Here is an 18,396-nt window from a genome sequence, read left to right as displayed (position 1 = left end):
CTGTTTGAGTCCTGAGAATTATTCGAATCAGTCTGCATTAAGTCATTTATGCAACGCTTGAAACTTTATCTATCTGATCAATTTTCTGAAGTTTTAATTTCTCCCTGACGATATATTTAGCAAGGGAAAAGCTGCAAGTAAAAGCGGGAGAAACAGCATTTAGAATATGCAGTGATTGATGATCTCCTTCCATAATAAAGTCCATCTCTAGATTGAAGGTCTTTTTATTCAGCAATTGCGCTCTGATCCCGGAAGGAAGCCATTGGTCAAATTTTTTAGCATTAGCCTTCCAAACTAAATTCATTGCTAAGGCTGAAAAGTATTTCTTATTGCGCTTTTTAAGTTCATTCCATGCCAGATTCCTGAAATTGAAAGAATTTCGAAGGAAGAGCTGGGTTTCGAAAAAGATAATCTCCAGAAACTCATTTATGTTGAATCTGCTAAAACCCTTATAATTTTCACGCCAAAATGCTGGCATTGCTGTTGGTCCAATCTTGATTTCTTTTATTGATGTAAGAGTGTAATGAACACCTAGAAATGGATTTTTAAGGTCGGGTACTGGATATATATTTGTTTTGATTGGTGCATCCTTGCCAGTATATTTAAGATACCTCCCTTTAAAAGGTATGATGGTATATTGGTTAGCAAATCCAAAATCTTTTGCAATATGATCTGCGTACAACCCAGCAGCGTTAATCACATATCCGGCATCAATTGTACAGTGATTTGTACGTATTCGATTTTTATAATTGGAAAGATATTTATTGTCAAAAAAGAACTTCACTCCTTTTTCAGCTAACACGTTTTTTAATTTTAGACAAACCTCTAATGGGTTTACCGTAGCAGTGGTAGGCGAATGAAGGGCCTTTTTAAAGGTTCTGGCATTCGGTTCAATTTGGTAAAGTTCTTTTTCACTTATTAACTTTAATTCTACACCATTCTTTCTACCCCTTCTTTCCAACTCATACAGGGATTCCAGTTCCATTCTGTTCTTTGCCACCACCACTTTTCCACACTCGTTGATATTTAATCCATGACTTTTACAGAATTCCTTCATTAACCTATTTCCGTCTTTAGTGAAAAGAGCCTTTAGAGAATCTGGGGTATAATAAAAACCTGCATGTAAAACTCCACTATTCCTACCACTGGCATGTTTACCCACATCGCTTTCCTTTTCCAAAATAGCTATACTGATACCAGGTTTGGTATTTATTAACTCATAAGCGATGGTCATCCCCATGATTCCAGCTCCTATAATGAGATAATCATATTTATAATCTGCAGTCATACTATCTATCAGGCTCTTAAAAATTCAAATATTATTCGTAATAATTCAATGTTTTAAAACCAACCTCATTGAGGTATCTTTCCTTTCTCATTAAATTCAGATCACTCTCCATCATCTCTTTGATCAAGGCAGAAAGATCGTATTCTGGTTTCCATCCCAGTTTATTACGGGCCTTTGAAGAATCCCCTACCAAAAGGTCCACTTCTGTAGGGCGGAAATAGCGAGGATCTATTGCTAGTATCTCTTTACCAATCTCTAACTGATAATCTGGATTCGAGCAATATTTCACAAATGCTTTTTCTTCTAGTTCTTCACCTTGAAATTCAAGTTCCACCCCTATTTCTCCAAAAGCTGCTATTACAAAATCCCTAACGCTGGTTGATATTCCTGTTGCTATTACCCAATCTTCCGGTTCATCTGCCTGTAGGATCATCCACATCACTCTAACATAATCTTTCGCATGGCCCCAGTCTCTTCGGGCATTTAGGTTACCTAAATACATTTTATCCTGTAGACCTAAAGCAATTCTAGATATTGCTCTGGTAATTTTTCTGGTAACAAAAGTTTCCCCTCTTATAGGTGATTCATGATTAAAAAGGATTCCGTTGCAAGCGAACATATCATAAGCTTCCCGATAATTCACGGTTACCCAATAACCATACATTTTTGCAATTGCGTATGGACTCCTGGGATAAAATGGTGTTTTCTCCGTTTGTGGAACTTCCAGAACCTTTCCATATAATTCTGAGGTTGAAGCCTGATAGACCCTTGTTTTTTGTTCTAATCCCAATAACCTGACTGCATCTAAAATACGCAATACACCTAAAGCATCTGTATTTCCAGTATATTCAGGAGTTTCAAAGGAAACCTGTACGTGGCTCATTGCCGCTAAATTGTATATTTCATCAGGTTTAATCTGTTGAATTAATCTTATTATGGAAGTGCTATCTGTCATATCCCCATAATGCAAAATGAAATTTCTATTCTTTTCATGAGGATCTTGATAAAGATGATCTATCCTGGCTGTATTGAATTGAGATGACCTTCTTTTTAAGCCATGAACGATATACCCTTTACCCAACAGAAATTCACTCAGGTAGGCCCCATCCTGTCCTGTAACACCTGTTATTAATGCAACTTTCATACTTCAATGGTTTTCGTATAATTAATAAGAATTCTAAACTGTGCTTTTAAGCACTGGGACCAGTAACACCGTAAAATGAAGAATTTCAGAGATTAAGGCAGCATGTTTGAGTTACTTTTGATAAGTAAGAATAATAATTCATATCATTTTCCCAATGAAAGAATTTTACTACCGGTCTAGTGTAAATTTTTTAATTGATTTATTAGTGATGATCTAAAATATTAAAGGGGTTTAGGCGATTTCCTTTAATTTGACATTTACCGTGAGTCCCATTTCTTTCAATATTAGACGCATCCTTTTAGCTCCAATATCCTGTACAATTCCCTCTTTATTCTGGAAGGGTCCAGATTTTATTTTCACCCTATCTCCAGGTGAAATACTTTCTATAGTAAAATGATCATAAGTATCCTTTTCAAGCCAGTTCTTAATAACCTCAATTTCCTCATCTCTTGCAATTGCCGGTTTTCCAAGCCAAAACAGATATTTAATCACTCCAGGATAATTAAAAACCTTAGCCCTTTCGCTGTTTTTAATCTTTATGAACAGATAAGAGGAAAATAAGGGAACCTCAACTTTTTTCTTCCGGTCACTCCATTGCCGAACCTCCTTAATGGTTGGACAATAAACTTCAAAATTTGCCTCGGCCAGGCTATCTGCAACTTTTATTTCAGACCGTGGCTTTGTGTATAAGACATACCATCCCATTATATACCATTTTTAAAATTAGATATTAAACTTCAAGGGAAACCAATTAAGACTTCCAGTCAATAAAAAATTCAGAATTGGGTAAAACAGCGTAATTGTTGCTGCGCGGGGGGAAGAAAATTTAATCTTATGGTCGATAGCCGTATTGAATAGATATGGCTTCGCCGCAAGAGTCACAATTTTATTGCTCTTGAGTAGGAATAATCAAGGGATAAGGGGAGATAATAATTTTAAAAAAAGTAGGGAAACTAGTTTGTAGGGTAATAGTTAATGTTAAGATGAAATTAAGAAATTGAATCAATTCCGCCAACATCGAAATGTTAAATTTAAGCCATATAAATTATTAAATTATACCAATAACATTCATATTCTCGGTTTTTATTAGATAATTAGAATAAATAAGTGGCTAAACTCTTTTAAAATTAAAAAATAAGCAAAATTTTTAATCTTTTATAAGAAAACTGCAAACCTTAAATTTTTAACATGTTGGTAATCAGCTTATTGAAAATTTTAAGATAATCGATGAAAGGTGAATTACAGATTATAAAAGACTTGTTTCCAAATTGGAATTATCTGATTTAAATATTGAAATATCTAAACGGGAGGCATTAATGATTATTCCTTGACTTAATCTCTCTCAATTTACAATTGAGCTGAAAGCATGTTTACGGAAGAGAGAAAATATTATCAGCCCTAACAATATTTTATTCTGGAAGATATAGAAATGCTCCTTGTAAAAGAAATTAATGAAAAATAAAAATTGAGTATATATTATGAAAGGTGTTTTTACTTACTTATGATACTCTTCTTTCGATTCCAGGATGATACCAAATTCACCTTCTGCTTCAACCGTGGTTTCTAATTGAATATTATACGCCTGGAAACTGAACGTCCCTTCCACAATTTGATCGGTAGTTTTGGTAATCGTTACAATGCCAGCTTCCGTGCCCAAAGCATAATGATTTTCCCACAATTCAAAATCATGCCAATACATGGCCCAGCTAACGGTCTCTGTAGTTCCGGTATAATAGGTTCCTGGACCATCAAAAAAACAGACCTTGAAATTAAAGCCTTCATAAAAATCTGTTTCCTGATTCTCGTTAAAGATTTCGCCTAGAAAATCGAAATTCATATTACCGGTTTCCTCGCTGGGATAAACCGTTCCCTTTATATCTTCTGCTTTCAGTACTTCAAATTCCTTGCTATTAATTTCGGCCCTGAAATATTCGACAAAATCTGGTTTTGCGTCGAAAACATCATCTAACAAAGGATCAGTAACAACTTCATCTCCCTGGCAGGCACCAAGGAATACTCCTATAAATAGTATAAAGTAAATTTTTTTCATCCCTCAGATTTGAAAGTTCAACGATCAAGCATCAGGGGGATGACTTAGAACTTTTAAATTAAATCATTTAGCTCTCACCAACAAGTTTTTAACCATCAAATATCTATAAATAAACACCTTATCCCGTTATCCCTATAAAATAAAAAACCCAGCTCTGTAAGGGAGCCGGGTTTAAAAAAGAGAGGAATTTTAATCAATTTTTCACAATCTTCTTTACAGATCTGGCATTTTCTGTAGTTATTTCTACAAAATAAATACCAGCACTAAGGTTAGAGACCGGCACCTCGATCATCGAGTCTGAACCTTCAGACTGAGTCGTTTTTACCAGTGCTCCAAGAGTATTATAGAATCTAATGTTCATCTCCTCCATCACAGGGCTATACATTTTAATATACATCACCTCGTTTACCGGATTTGGATGAACTTTCCAGCTTTCTTCTAAATCACTGTCATTGGTAACCTTATCTACTACAACCACATCAAATGTTGTTGTGATCTCTCCCCCTCTTCCATCAACTCCTTTAAGGCTAATGGTAGAGGTACCTAAAGTAGATGGGGTAACCAGCATATTATTATCGTTCACAAATATCTCCACTACTTCATTGCTCGAAGTTGGAGTCAATGAACTTACCTGGTCTCCATCAGGATCGGTAAACACTGAACTAAGGTCCAGACGATATTCACCTGTATAAAGATTCAAGGTCTGGTTAGCTAGAAGGTTCGATTCAGGAGCTCTGTTCACGTCGACCACCTCAACCTTAATAGTAGAAGTTCCTTCGATACCATTTGCATCTTCGAGGATCACGTCGAAAGTATGCACTCCTGCATCCTCAAAATCCGGACTGAATGAGAAGTCTACCATTCCTTCGGCGAAGTTAAGTTCGGTCTTAGGATTGGATTCTGCCATTCTTGCTCCGGCAACCAGGTCTCCTTCAAGATCTGAAGTAGCAAGACTGATATTAAGAGTTTCGTTCTCATTTACATAGTACATCTCATCAGCAACTAGATCTGGTGCCTGGTTGATATCCAGGGTAACCGGGATACTTACCAATTCCATATCTGGATCATTGGTTTCTATATTTAGCATGGCAAAATTACTTGCCTTTAAAGCTCTAGCTGGATTTAATTCAACATTCATATCCATAGTCGCTCCTGCGGCAACATCCCCAGTGGTATTTCCAGTTAAAGTAAGCCAGTTCTTCTGAGCTGCCTCTACTTCCCCGGCACGCACGATCCATCCTGAATTGGATAATCCTGCATCGGCGATATCCCACCAGAAACCTGCATTATAAAACTTGTATCTGTTGCTCTCGTGAGCGTCTACATAACCAAGACCCTGTGGATAGTTGGCACCTAATGGGTAAGTGATCACCACAAAGAACTTCTCATATGGCTGAAGGTCTACCGTCTCACCAAGGGCAAGAGTGATTAACTCTCCATCAACATTTGCAGTTTCTGCTACATAGTTCAAAGTTTCTTTATAAAGTACATCTGAATCTTCCAGCTGGTTTCCAACCCTGATCTCTACAGTAAGGTCTGAATTTAACCAGTCACCCCATGCATACCAGGTTTGAATATGAGATAGATTGAAACCAGTTTCAGGTGCAATGAATCTCGTTGAACTTGCGAATACAAGATCGCCGTTGAATCCAACAGAAGTCCATGGAGATTGAGAATCTTCATGAGCCAGGATGTTTGCGAATTCCTCGTTGTTCTGAACGATCGAATAATTCGGTTCAAAGCTGATCTCATTTCTTAATAAGGTAGCATCTACATCAGAATTTAGAGGAGCCGCTGCTGGGCTAACATCAGTTCTCATATAGTTCATCCCAATGTTATAGTTCAATGGAGACTCTCCATCAACATTCCCCATATTCAGTGTATGTGTATACACATCATCGTTAAACGCAAGATGATAGATCTCTTCATTGTTAACAGTAAAGGATGGTGGCAGTTTGAAAGCGGCTTTGATCTCTAACTCTTCAGTAGTACCAAAATCGGTATCAACCAACACTTTATTGGTGTAGGCATCATTTGGAGTTTGAGGACTTACAGTAAGTCTGAATGTCTTGGACTCAAAACCAGGCTCAACCGTAAATGAATCAGTTGATCTAAGAGGTTGCCAACTCCATCCCCATCTAATGTGCCACACAAGGTGCTCTATAGTTGCAGTAGATGCATCTTCAACACGAATATTATTAACCGTCATGGTCTTTTTACCTGTATTCTTAAATGCCACATCGTGCATATAAGCTGCATCTGGACCAACCATTTCTTCTCCAAGATCAACTGTTTCAGGAATGAATGTCAATTCTGCATCACCTGAAACCTCAAGGTTAATTGGCACAACAACTTCCGGAGTTAACGGAGTATTGTTGATCACTTTCAAGGATTCCTCATAAGTTCCCGCATTGGTTCCAGTGGTATTGAAAGTTAGGTCATATTCTCTGCTGGCACCAGCTTCAAGAGTTTCCTTAATCGCAGGACTAAACTCTACAGCTACATCATTTGCCAGGTAATCTTGATAATAAGCGATCTGGGTTCCATCAGATCCATCTTTGTTTTCGATTCCTATCAGACCATAGAAGGCTCTGATTGGTTGGGAAGGATTGCTCTTATACTGAAACTTGATCTTACCGTTCTTGTAAAGAATAGCCTGGATGCTGAATTCACTTCCAATAAAGAACAGGTTATTATAACCTCTCCACTCAAAAACCACTTTATCATCAAAAGCTTTCATATATCTTCCCCACTGATTTTCCGGAAGATTGATGTTTGGACCACCTGCCGCGAAATATGGAGAAATGATATTGTTTAGCTCATCATCGTTAGGAACAGATGGTGGCACAAAGTAAGACAATGACTCATCCTCGATCTCATCAAAGCTTAACACACCCTGGCTACTCATCCAAACCTTATTGTATTTTTCCTCGTAGAATTCGAATTCGAAAGGCAGGTCAAGAACTTCCCATATATCTCCTTCAGATAAATAGAATTGCACTTTATCCTCTTCGTTAAGTTTTATCCACTGCGCTGTTGGCTGCATGGTCTCATCGTAAGTAGAACGATTCACGTAAGTAAATTCAGGAACCGAATTCTGAGCAGCTGGTTTCTGAACAGTCACGTGCTCTGTAGCCGCGATTGCATATTCAAGTTTAGACTTCCCGGTGTTAGACACCTTGAATGTTTTCACCAATTCCTCGTCTGGGTTCATTGTAACCGAATATTCAGTCTCCATCACATCAATTGCCGGAGCATCGATTACATTTCCTGTAAACGCTACTTCGTGAGAAGCACCTTCACTATCGGTTAAAGTAAGTGTATTATCTACTGCACCAATCTCAGCGGTGTTAAGAGTATATTCGATGAACAGCGTTTGATTAGGCTCGATCACCCCACTAGTCTCTCCTTCAAAACTAAGACTCGCGTTAGCAAAGTTGATATCAGTAATTTCTATCTGCTTTGAACCTTCGTTCTTGGCACCAATTATTCCTCTAACTTCTGCCTGCTGAAAATTATCACCAAGGTCCACTTCGGTCTCACTAAGAATCAGTTCAGATTCTCCGCCACCAACTACATCGATATTCACTTCTAGCGGAATAGAGCTATTAAAAGGATCATTGGAAAGAACTGAAATATATTCCTTATGTGTTCCCTCGATAAGTTTTTCACCATCAAGAGTGATCATGATCTCTTTCGATTCACCTGGCTGTATCATTCCTTTGGCCTCGGCAACTTCTTTTATAAGACCTAGACCAGGACTGTGGATATGAACGATTTGCTGAGGCATCATTGGTAATTCCACCTTATCAGAGCTGGAATTAACCAGAACACCATCATTTTTAGCTTCATTTTCAATGGCGCTATAGAAACTTCTTAACTGGTAAGAAAATAATCCGTCGAACTTATCATAGATCAATTTGATGTCTCCATCGCTGTAAAGCTCGATCTGGAAGGTAATCGCAACATTATCCCTGTCATTTGAGTGTCTAACATCGGTATACTGAACGATCAGTTTACCAACTTCTCTCTTCAAATGGATGCTTCCCGCTTTGGAAAGAGCCCATTCCTTTAACAATCCTGATATGTATCCATCTGGCAATTGAGCGCTATGGAACTTAGAAGTGGAATTAAAATTCCCGTTTTCTCCAAGAGTAAGCACACCATATTTAGTGATATACATGTGGTCTACCGCTTTTCCGAAGAATGGGAAGTCAAACCCAAGATCAACATTATAATAGTTGTTCATTGGATTAGATTTAAAGAAATCGGTAATATCTGTCCCTGATGTAGAGATATCATTGAATTCATAACCATTATATGGAGTTCTTTCCATTACATATGGATAACGCTGAACACTCTCCGGGAGATTCTCGATATGACTTACATCTTCAGTAAATGCAGGGAATCCGTATTGAAGTGGATATTCTCCTGTATTCTTCAAAGTGAAACTTGCCTGGGCGTTATCTCCAACATTGATGTTTTCGAAGTTCACTACCGCAGGATCTGCTTCGATATGTGCTGATTCTGTTCCAACACCAAATACGTTGAAAGTATGAACATCACCATTCCAGCTGGTAAGTGTGATCTCAGCATTTTCATTACCTACACCAGAAGGCGTAAAGGTAATAGACATCGTAGTTTCAGATTTGGCGGCAACATTCAAGGAAAAAGTAGAAGTATTCACCTTAAAACTTGGACTTGAAGAAGTTACCGTACGGGTTCTGAATCTTCCAAAACCTGTATTTTGAATAGTCATTTCCCTGGTTGCTGAAAGTCCCTTGAAAACGCTTCCAAAGTCAAGGATATTATCAGTAGCAAGTGCTGGCTTTTGACCAGTAACGGTCACATTAGCTGCTACTCTATTTATTGGTGTATCTGAATCGTTAGAATTAATAACGATATTAGACTTGTAGTTACCATTGATCAGCTGGCTGGCGTCAATAGCAACTTCCATATCCTGTTCACCTACTCCAAGTATCTGACCCTCCGTTGGGTTTAGCGTCATATAATTATGAAGAGGCTCCACATTGCTGGCAGCAGTAACGGCCCAAACGAACTGATCGTTGTTCATGGCCCCTGCAAGCGGTACCCAGGTTTCCCCAAGGTCAAAACTCATCAAAGCATTATCTGATTGCTCCGGGCTTTGCTCAGGCCCAACTCCAAGCGGGTAAAGATTCCCGGCAGGAATATGGAATACGATCCAGAAAGTAGTTCCCTGCTCAAAGAACAATTGTTCTTTCAGGTTATACCCATGATATCTGGAATCGTTCTCGCTGCGACCTACGAACTGGTCGTCTGAATAGATAAGATTATCCTCATGGATTTCCTCACCCTTATAGATCTCTAAAATTGCTGGACCGTCTTCCTGGTCAAGGTTTAAATAGGCTTTTACAAAAGAAAGATTGAATCCTTCAGCCTCATCCACTCTAAATCTAGTGGCAGAAGAGTTGGTCGCCGTAGTATCGGTCTCACCAATGATATAAATAGGACTAGGTCCGTGATAAACTTTTTCTGAAGACTCCCAGGCATTCTGAACCGCGTTCCTGGTCTCGAATTTCTGGATAAGTTCAACCATTTCCTTTTTTACAGTAAGTTGGTTTGCGTTAACCGGAGTTCCTCTCGCTGGTAAAGCCGCTCTAGAAAATGAATGGAAATTGGAAACCTGACGGATTTCTGAATCCCAGTTAAGGATCCCATCCTGTTGGTTAAGGATCTTGAAGTTCTCAATAGCATTATCATCTACCTGGGTATCGATATTAACATTGATGTTAGCAACATCTGTAGCAATATCTGGTCCCTGGTTGGTAGTCGCTTCAACCTGGTTGGAAGCTTCAGAAACATTCCCCCAACGGTCTATAGCCGTTACGGTGAAGTAATAGGTAGTCTCGAAATCAAGGCCTTCAACGGTAGTTTCAATAAGATCTCCTACGTTGCTGAAATCATTGGAGACCATCATTTCTGAAGCTTCGCTCATATCCATTTTTTTAGACCACTGAAGCTTATACTCATAAGGAGTCGTATCTCCAGCGTCTGAAGGAACCGTGAAGCTCAGCGTTGCGAAATCTTCTGAAGTTCCCAATAGAGTGAGGTCGCTGATAGTTTCAGGTGCCTGCTCATCATCTGGCGCAAGTGCCAGATAAGCATCCATAAAGCCTAGTCCTAGTTTTCCTTCGAACTCCGGATTATGAGAATCGATCTCCCTGATCCCACGGAACAAACGTTTTTTAAGGTCTTCGTTGGTAAAAGTTTCAGATCCATATTTAGAGAGCACAAGTGCTGCGATACCAGAAGCATGAGGAGTCGCCATGGAGGTTCCCTGCATATAACCATAACGGTTATCTGGAAGTGTACTTAACACCTGGCTTTTATTTCCCTGACTTAAACTTCCCCCGGTAGTGGTTAGGTCAACCCAGCTTCCGTAATTCGAATAAGGAGCTTTTTTATAATCAGTTCCTGTAGAAGCGATGGCGATGGTCTGGTCGTAATAACCTGGATAATGAATTTCATCGCTACCGTTATTTCCAGCAGCGAATAATACTACTCCACCCTTCATCGGGCTTCCAGGATAATTACCAGCTTCTTCAATAAAATAATCGATGGCATCCAGTACCGACTGCTCAAATGCACCAGCAGACTGATAACCCCATGAGTTTTGTGAGATCACGGCACCGTTATCTGCGCCATAAACAATTGCTTGCGCAAAACTTCCGGAACCGTTATCGCTAAATACCTGGGCTGAAATGATTCTAACTCCATCACCGTTACCGGATCCACCTGCAACACCGGCTACCCCTTTACCGTTGTTGCTGGTGGCCGCTACGGTTCCAGCAACGTGAGTACCATGGTCCTGATCTGTGATCTCTCCCTGGTTCTCTGCGAAATTATAACCGTATATATCATCTACATATCCATTAAAGTCATCATCTTCTCCAGGTGTACCGTTCAATTCTGCGGTATTAATCCACATATTATCTTTTAGGTCTTCGTGATCTGTGTCTACACCCCCATCAACAACGGCAACGATTACATTGGATTTACCCATGCTAATGTCCCATGCCTTTGGAGCGTTGATATCTGATCCTGTAACCGAACCTTCAAGACTTCCGTCATTTAAAAGATGCCATTGATCGCTTAGATAAGGATCGTTGGTAGTAGTTTCAAATGCTGAAGCTTCTGGTCTTTCCACGGCGCTACTTCCTGAATAGTTTAAGGATTTCTGACGGATTGGCTCTGCCAAGGAAATATATTCGTTTCCGCCATATTCACGAGCTACTGCCTCCATATCAGACTCGGTTTGCACATTGATCTCATACCAAAGGTGCAGGCCATGCTTTATGTGCGTGGCTTCATTCTTACCGGCATGAGGGAATACCCTGCGCATTTTTGTGGCAGCATACCTGGCGCTGATATTGTCAAAACTGTTAAGACCTGTTTTTAAAACTCCATTTGTAGAAGCTTTATTGATGTCTTTTACGACCAATTCAACTTTTTCCGGTTTTATTTTAACCCGGACTTTACCCGGCACAAAATCGCTGTTTTGGGCCATTAGATTTAAAGAACCGGCCATCCATAACAAAATGGTTAGGATTCCCAGTTTTTTAAAGAACTGTGTAATTTTATTCATTATTTTATTTTTAGTTGTAATTCTCTTATCATGGTTAACCTTAGCATCAAACTCTGGTAATTCTTTGCTCTTCAATGCGTTCAACATTGAACGAAGTGCCTTTCGTTGAGAGGCATTTCGTGTGAGCCAGCTGTCCACGCTTTCGTTATCCAGCTTCTTCATTCCTGTTATTTGCTTTCGGCCACCTCAGGTTTAACATCGTTAATCGCTTCGGTGTTGCTATTGTCATTATTCCCGAAAGCATAGCTTAGAGAAAACCGAAGTGTGTTTTCTAAAGGACTCGCAACATTTGAAGTGTTGAACAGGTAAGAAAGGTCAAGCCTGGCACTTTTGAAGGAAATACCTCCTCCTACGGTGGCAAACTGCCTGTTCCCGGCAGATTCAGCTTCATGGAAATAACCGGTACGCAAAGCGAATACATTATTGTATTTATATTCTGCACCAAGGGCATACACCAGGGATCCAAAATCACTGTTTTTTACCAGTAAAGAGTTGATCTCCACGTTCGCTGCGATGGAATTCTTAGGATCCATTAGAAGTTCATAACCAGACCCTAATTTGAGATTGGTTGGCATCTGGGATTTTGGAGCTCCTTCAACAAGTTCCACGTTGAAACCAATATTGCTTAAAGCTAATCCGGCTCGCCAAATTCCCTGGTTCTTTCCAAGTTTCATGAGGTCTGACTGATAGTAAGCGCCAACATCGGCAATGAAAGTATTCAGGTCTGAGCCCTCATCGGCCAGGGCGTAGTCTGAACGTACATACCGACCGGTAACGGCAGTAGAAAAGTTTTCACTAAGTTTCAAAGAATAACTACCATCGATGGCAACTTCATAAGGATTCTGGGTTCCTGTAGTATTACCTGAAACATCAGAAAGTTCCATAGTACCGTAGGAGAAATAACGCATCCCTACTCCCCAGGTACTTCTTTCATTAATTCTTCTGGCAAAGGAAAAACTTCCCAAAAAGACATCGTTGGTAAGATTCCTTAACCATGGGGTGTAGTTCAATCCAAGTAACATATCTCCTTCCATGAAGGTGTATTTAGCAGGGTTGAAGAACTGGGAATAGGCGTCGGTAGAAGTCGCCACTCCAATATCTGCCATCCCACCACTTCGGGCATCGGGAACAATTAATAAAAAGGGTGCCGCTGTAGCTTGCCCTCCTGAACTCTCCTGCGCAAACCCCAGCTTCACAGTCAAGGGAATGAGCAAAAAGAAAAACAATAATTTTTTCATTTGAATAAGTTTTAAACGCATAAGAATTAGCGTCGGTTATTGATTTCTCAAATGAAAAAATTATGTTAAGGCAAGTTTAAAATTTGGCGTGACAAAATCTATACAAGGCCTTTTTTTAAGGTTACATTACCTATACATAAGCATTTAATTAATTGATAGTGAATAGGTTATTCTAAATACTATTTAGGAAGGTAGTAAGGTTGGTTTCAGAGTTAGTTATACCTAATTTTTTGCGTAAACGGTACCTGCCCACATCAATGGTACGAATGCTCTGACCGGTTAAAGAAGAGATTTCTTTAGAGGAAAGTTTGAGTTTGGTGAAAGCGGCAAGTTTCATTTCATTGGTAGTAAGCTGGTAATTTGAAGACAGCTTTTCGTAGAATTCTGAATGTACTTCCTGGAAATAAAGGTCAAATTCTTCCCAGGACTCGTTATTGTGGCTATACTTTAATTGCCGTATCATTTCTGAAAGGGCTTTATCGCACTGAGCTTTTGTAAGTTTCTTTGCATCCCGAAGTTTTTCGATAAGACCAGAGATCATCTCGTTCTTCTGCAAAAGAAACATCAGGTTAGACATTAACTTTTTATTCTTGTAATCTAATTCTTGATGCAATAAGTGTTTTTCTTTCTTAATATTTTCATTCTGAAGCTCGGTTTGCCTGGTCTTGATCTTTTGAAGCCGGAACAGGATGAATGCTATTATTAGCAATAGCAGTAAAATTCCGAAAATGAATTTAAAGACCGTTTCCCTGAATTCCCTTTTCTTTTCCTCGATCTGTTTTTGCAACTCATATTCATATTTCGCTTTTAGTCGCTCCTGGTTCTTGATACTCTCTTCATTGAAAACCTCAGCCCTCGATTCCATTTCGAGTTTCTGCATCTCGTAAGCTTTCTCGAATTCCCCTTTTCCTTCATAAACCTTTTTTAAGGCATCAGAATTTTCTATTATTTGCTTTTCATATCCCATTTTCAGGGCACTTTCCAGGGATTTTTGTAAGTACTCCTCTCCTTCCTGAACTTCGTTAAGTTTCAGATAGATTAAACCTGTATGTGTTTGTGACTGTGAGATCCCAAGCGTATAATTGCCCTTATTCCTTATGGCAAGCGCCTTTTTGTGCCATGAAAGTGCCTTTTTATAATTCTTCCGTTTTACTTCCAGCGAACCCATATTGCTATATACATTAGCCAGGTAATATTTCTCTTCAACTTTTTGAGAAAGATTAATGGCTTTTTTATATAACTCTTCAGCAGATTCATAAAATCCAAGATTTTCGTTTGCAATACCTTCATTGCTATAGATTACACAGTAAGCTACCAGGTTGGCCTGGGTAGAATCTGTAACCGCATACTTCTTTCTAATATTCTGAAATCTTTCAAGGGCCTTTCTATATTCTTCTGAATCCAGGTAAATATTTGCAATACTTATCTCGGCATATAACTTGAACTGTGCATCATCATCCAGTTGGGAAGCTTCAGAAATCTGCAGGTAAGTTTCAAGAGCAAGGTCAGACTGGCCCTGGGTGAGGTAAACATTCCCTATATCAAGCATTACCCGGTACCGTTTTTTAGAATACTCCTTATCTGCCAGAAAAGTGTCCAGTTGCTGAAAATAGAACAGGGCAGAATCCAGGTTAGTTTCTCTTAATTCCTGGGCTTTTTTATAGATCTCTGAAAAGAAAAGGCTATCCGTAGTGGCCATTTTCTGAGCCTTAACCGGCCCAAAAACGCTTATAAAGATTAAAAAGGGAATAATCTTTTTCATTGTTTAAAATTTAGTAGGGCTTATTAAAAACAATTTTGGTTTTCCTTAACATTTCTGGTCGGCAAAAATATAATTTTAAGTCTATTAACCTGATTTACAATCATGTTTTTTCAGCAAACTTTTATTATCAATATGATAGTTAGCTAGACTTGTATAAATAAAAGGATAAGCAGATGATGAGAGCAAGGAATATTGGCTCTCAGAAATAAATTGAATTAGTAGAAAATTTTTAGAATTTAAGTTAGAATCGATTCAAAGATTTGGACTCGACTATTAACCATTCGCTATTCACCCTTTCTAAAAAATACATATTGGTAAAAGATGATAACCTACCTCTTTAGCTAAAGATTTCAATGTCGGATATTTATCATCCAAAATATTAGCTATAATTTCAGATTAAAATACCTCTTTAATGGTATTTAGCAATGATGAGAATTTAACGACTGGCCCTAAAAACAAAAAAGCCTTCTTCCATCAAATGGAAAAAAGCTTTTCATTGGTTAACCAAAATCCTCACAACATAGGATTATAACTCGGTTAACTACACATCCCAATCTCTTGGGACAAACAACACAACTAATCATTAGTGCCAAAAAAAGCCCCCCGTGTAGAGGAGCTTCTTTCTGCAATTTTGCGGTCTGGACGAGACTCGAACGAATCGCCCAATGTCTTTATTTATAGGCCCCTCCAAGGACCTATATTTTAGGAGCACCGAATTCGTCACCTTTTAACAAATTTTAACATTATTAAAAGTAGGAAATATCCTAATGGTGACATTTAAATGCAAACGATGCTATTACGAATCTATTTTTTAAAGAACAACCTCAATTTTCAAAGAGGGCTGGCAAATATACAATATCTTATTTCGACTAGACAAATAAAATTTCATTTCATTTATAAAACATATGTTATCCATTATTCACCTTAAGGATTTCAATCTAAATGCTAAACCTAATCGTGTCGCCTATTGCGATGAACTGTTAGCAATAGTTTCTTTAGTTTAAATTACTTACGGCTCTATACAAAAGTTTCAAATGATTTATAGACATATCAATTAATGGTTCAAACATAAAGGCATTCATATGGATGTTTTCTGGTGTCATTAAATTAACTTTATCTAATGTAATTATAGCTTCACTATCGGGATAATTAGAACTATATTCTCTATATAAAACTTGAGTTTGATTTTTCTTAATATCTGATAGATCTACCTCTGGAAGTTTATCAATTAAATATTTTTCTGCTTGTAATCTAATAGCTATTGCCAGGCAGATTTTATTTTCAAGAGCTATTTCATCGGCATCTTCATCCGAAATTGAATCTGCTGTTTCAATTATAAAGTCAATTAAATTTTTTTCTCCAAAAGCTATAGCTTTATCTTGCAGTTTGACCAACCTAGTTTTAAATATCTCAAAAATTTGATCTACTATTAAGTCGCCCGTTTCTTCTTTTCTGTGTAGACAACTTGTAAGAGTTAAATAGTCGGCATTACTCTTAGATTCACTGTATTCAATTAAATTTCGTACGAACGCAATTAGACTTATAAAGAACTTCGGATTTTGATAATTTCTGATAAGGTAACTAAAGACGTCATTTATATATTGACCTGGATGAAAAGTTATTTCATTTTGAGCATTTTTGGTTGTCATATAAATTACATCTCTATCCAAATGTAATCTTGAAGCAACGGTTCTATAAAAGTCAAAATTATGTGTTAATACAATTATTTTAAAATGATCTTGTTCGTGAATTTCTTTTATGTACTCAATTATGGCGAACTTATTTTTGTAATCAAATGAATCTGCTACATCATCAAAAATCAAAAGATTCTTATTAGGCCTTAATTTTCTAGATTCAATTTCGAATAAAAAATGAAGAATAAAATATGCTCTTTGCTCACCCTTACTCAAAATCGTCAATAAATTTTCTCGATTTTGTTTTACAGGGTCTTCTTCTCTATCGGAATAATCAAAATTTAAATTAGCAGTTTCTTCTTTTAAAATAATATCCTCTTGATTAACAATATTAACTTTGAAGGGAACATGGAATCTAGAATTGAAAGTTTCTATGATTTTGATCCATACTTCAAATTCTTTTTTTGATTCTTTAATAATCTCTTCTAATCTACTTTTTTTCCCTTTGTAGTGAACTACTAATTCTTCTGCTTCTTTTTTAATTTCAGAAAAGTAATTAAACCAAACTTCTTGTTTAAACTTTTCGTAATCTTTCAGTTTTACTAATATCAAATTATTTTTTTCAATAACTTTTTTAAAGGCCCTTAATTCTGCATTTGAACCAATAGCTTTATCCACTTTCTCAAATGATTTTTTTAGTTTTTCATCATTTAAAATTTTTTCGATTTCTTCCTTAACTATAGCCTTTAAATTTTCAGCATTATCAATTTCAGTTCCATCCTCTAAAATAAATTTATGCCCAGCTTCAAAAAAAGAATTATCCTCTATTGATCTTATTATATTATTTGCCTGATAAGTGCCGAATGTATTATTGGCTGATTCTTTAAAGAATTTCGACTTCGATATTATATTTTTGTAATTGCTAACGTATTGATCTAAAATTGCTTGATTCTTATCAAGAAATTTTTTCACATTCCCTTTTTTATCAAATATATCATTGTAACGAAAATCATATTCCTCATATTCATCTTTGAGATGATTAATTTGTTTAGAAAGAACTTCAAAAAATTCAGAATTCTCCTTTTCTGAAAATGTATTTATGAATTCAGTTTCGCAATCAGTACTTTGCGATATGCCTTTCAATTTTTTAATGAATTCAACCTTTAATTCATTTAATTCCTGATAAATATTGTCATATTCATCTTTTAGTTCTTTGCGTGCAAGAAAACTACTGATCTTGCTTGATGCATCAAAACTGTCATCTTCGGCATTTACAACCAAAATGTCATCTGGAATTAATTCGGATTCCCCATTTTGAATCTCATATTTAGAAACTCTTGATTTGTATATTCGATCGCAGGGTTTATTTCTAGGATCATCTTTTGAAACTAACTGGAATGTTTTTGCGAAAGAAGTTTTCATTGTCCCATTTGGCGCATAAACTATGTGAGTACTACTTTTCTCAAAATCAAATTGATGTTTTAATTTTCCAATTCCAAAGCAATTTTCAAAATCAATTTTAATCTGTTTCATTCGAACGTTTTTTATAAGAAATCAGCGCTAGCGCTCTCGCATTATACAAGTTTGCGGAGTAGGTACGCGACGTTGTCGGCTTAAGACCTAGTTTCTTGGGAAATATAATTATTTTCTATC

General features: G+C 37.4%; 8 protein-coding genes. All 8 read right to left on the bottom strand.

Going from position 1 to position 18,396, the window contains the following annotated elements; all coding sequences use genetic code 11:
* Nucleotides 1–46 precede the first annotated feature (46 nt).
* Nucleotides 47–1,288, bottom strand: coding sequence for an L-2-hydroxyglutarate oxidase (gene lhgO, locus G3I01_RS06535; protein ID WP_219552153.1), 1,242 nt, complete (start codon nt 1,286–1,288; stop codon nt 47–49).
* A gap of 31 nt (nt 1,289–1,319) precedes the next feature.
* Complete coding sequence (gene gmd / locus G3I01_RS06530) at nt 1,320–2,432, bottom strand: GDP-mannose 4,6-dehydratase (protein WP_219552151.1); 1,113 nt, start codon at nt 2,430–2,432, stop codon at nt 1,320–1,322.
* 231 nt (nt 2,433–2,663) lie between these two features.
* Nucleotides 2,664–3,137 (bottom strand): UpxY family transcription antiterminator, encoded by a 474-nt coding sequence (locus tag G3I01_RS06525; protein WP_219552149.1) that lies wholly within the window; start codon nt 3,135–3,137, stop codon nt 2,664–2,666.
* 790 nt (nt 3,138–3,927) lie between these two features.
* Nucleotides 3,928–4,482 carry a hypothetical protein gene (locus G3I01_RS06520; protein WP_219552147.1) on the bottom strand — a complete coding sequence of 185 codons (555 nt, stop codon included), beginning with the start codon at nt 4,480–4,482 and terminating at the stop codon, nt 3,928–3,930.
* A gap of 193 nt (nt 4,483–4,675) precedes the next feature.
* Nucleotides 4,676–12,271, bottom strand: coding sequence for a S8 family serine peptidase (locus G3I01_RS06515; RefSeq protein WP_219552145.1), 7,596 nt, complete (start codon nt 12,269–12,271; stop codon nt 4,676–4,678).
* Between the two features lie 5 nt (nt 12,272–12,276).
* On the bottom strand, nt 12,277–13,347 hold the full coding sequence (gene porV / locus G3I01_RS06510) for a type IX secretion system outer membrane channel protein PorV (RefSeq protein ID WP_219552143.1): 1,071 nt from the start codon (nt 13,345–13,347) through the stop codon (nt 12,277–12,279).
* A gap of 172 nt (nt 13,348–13,519) precedes the next feature.
* Nucleotides 13,520–15,109 (bottom strand): tetratricopeptide repeat protein, encoded by a 1,590-nt coding sequence (locus tag G3I01_RS06505; RefSeq protein WP_219552141.1) that lies wholly within the window; start codon nt 15,107–15,109, stop codon nt 13,520–13,522.
* Nucleotides 15,110–16,104: 995 nt separating this feature from the next.
* Nucleotides 16,105–18,276, bottom strand: a complete 2,172-nt coding sequence (locus tag G3I01_RS06500) for a hypothetical protein (RefSeq protein WP_219552139.1) — start codon at nt 18,274–18,276, stop codon at nt 16,105–16,107.
* Between the last annotated feature and the right edge of the window lie 120 nt (nt 18,277–18,396).

This window comes from Gramella sp. MT6 (genome assembly GCF_019357415.1).
GTDB lineage: Bacteria > Bacteroidota > Bacteroidia > Flavobacteriales > Flavobacteriaceae > Christiangramia.
Note: the sequence above shows the minus strand (reverse complement) of the source record. Positions and strands in the feature narration are given on the sequence as shown.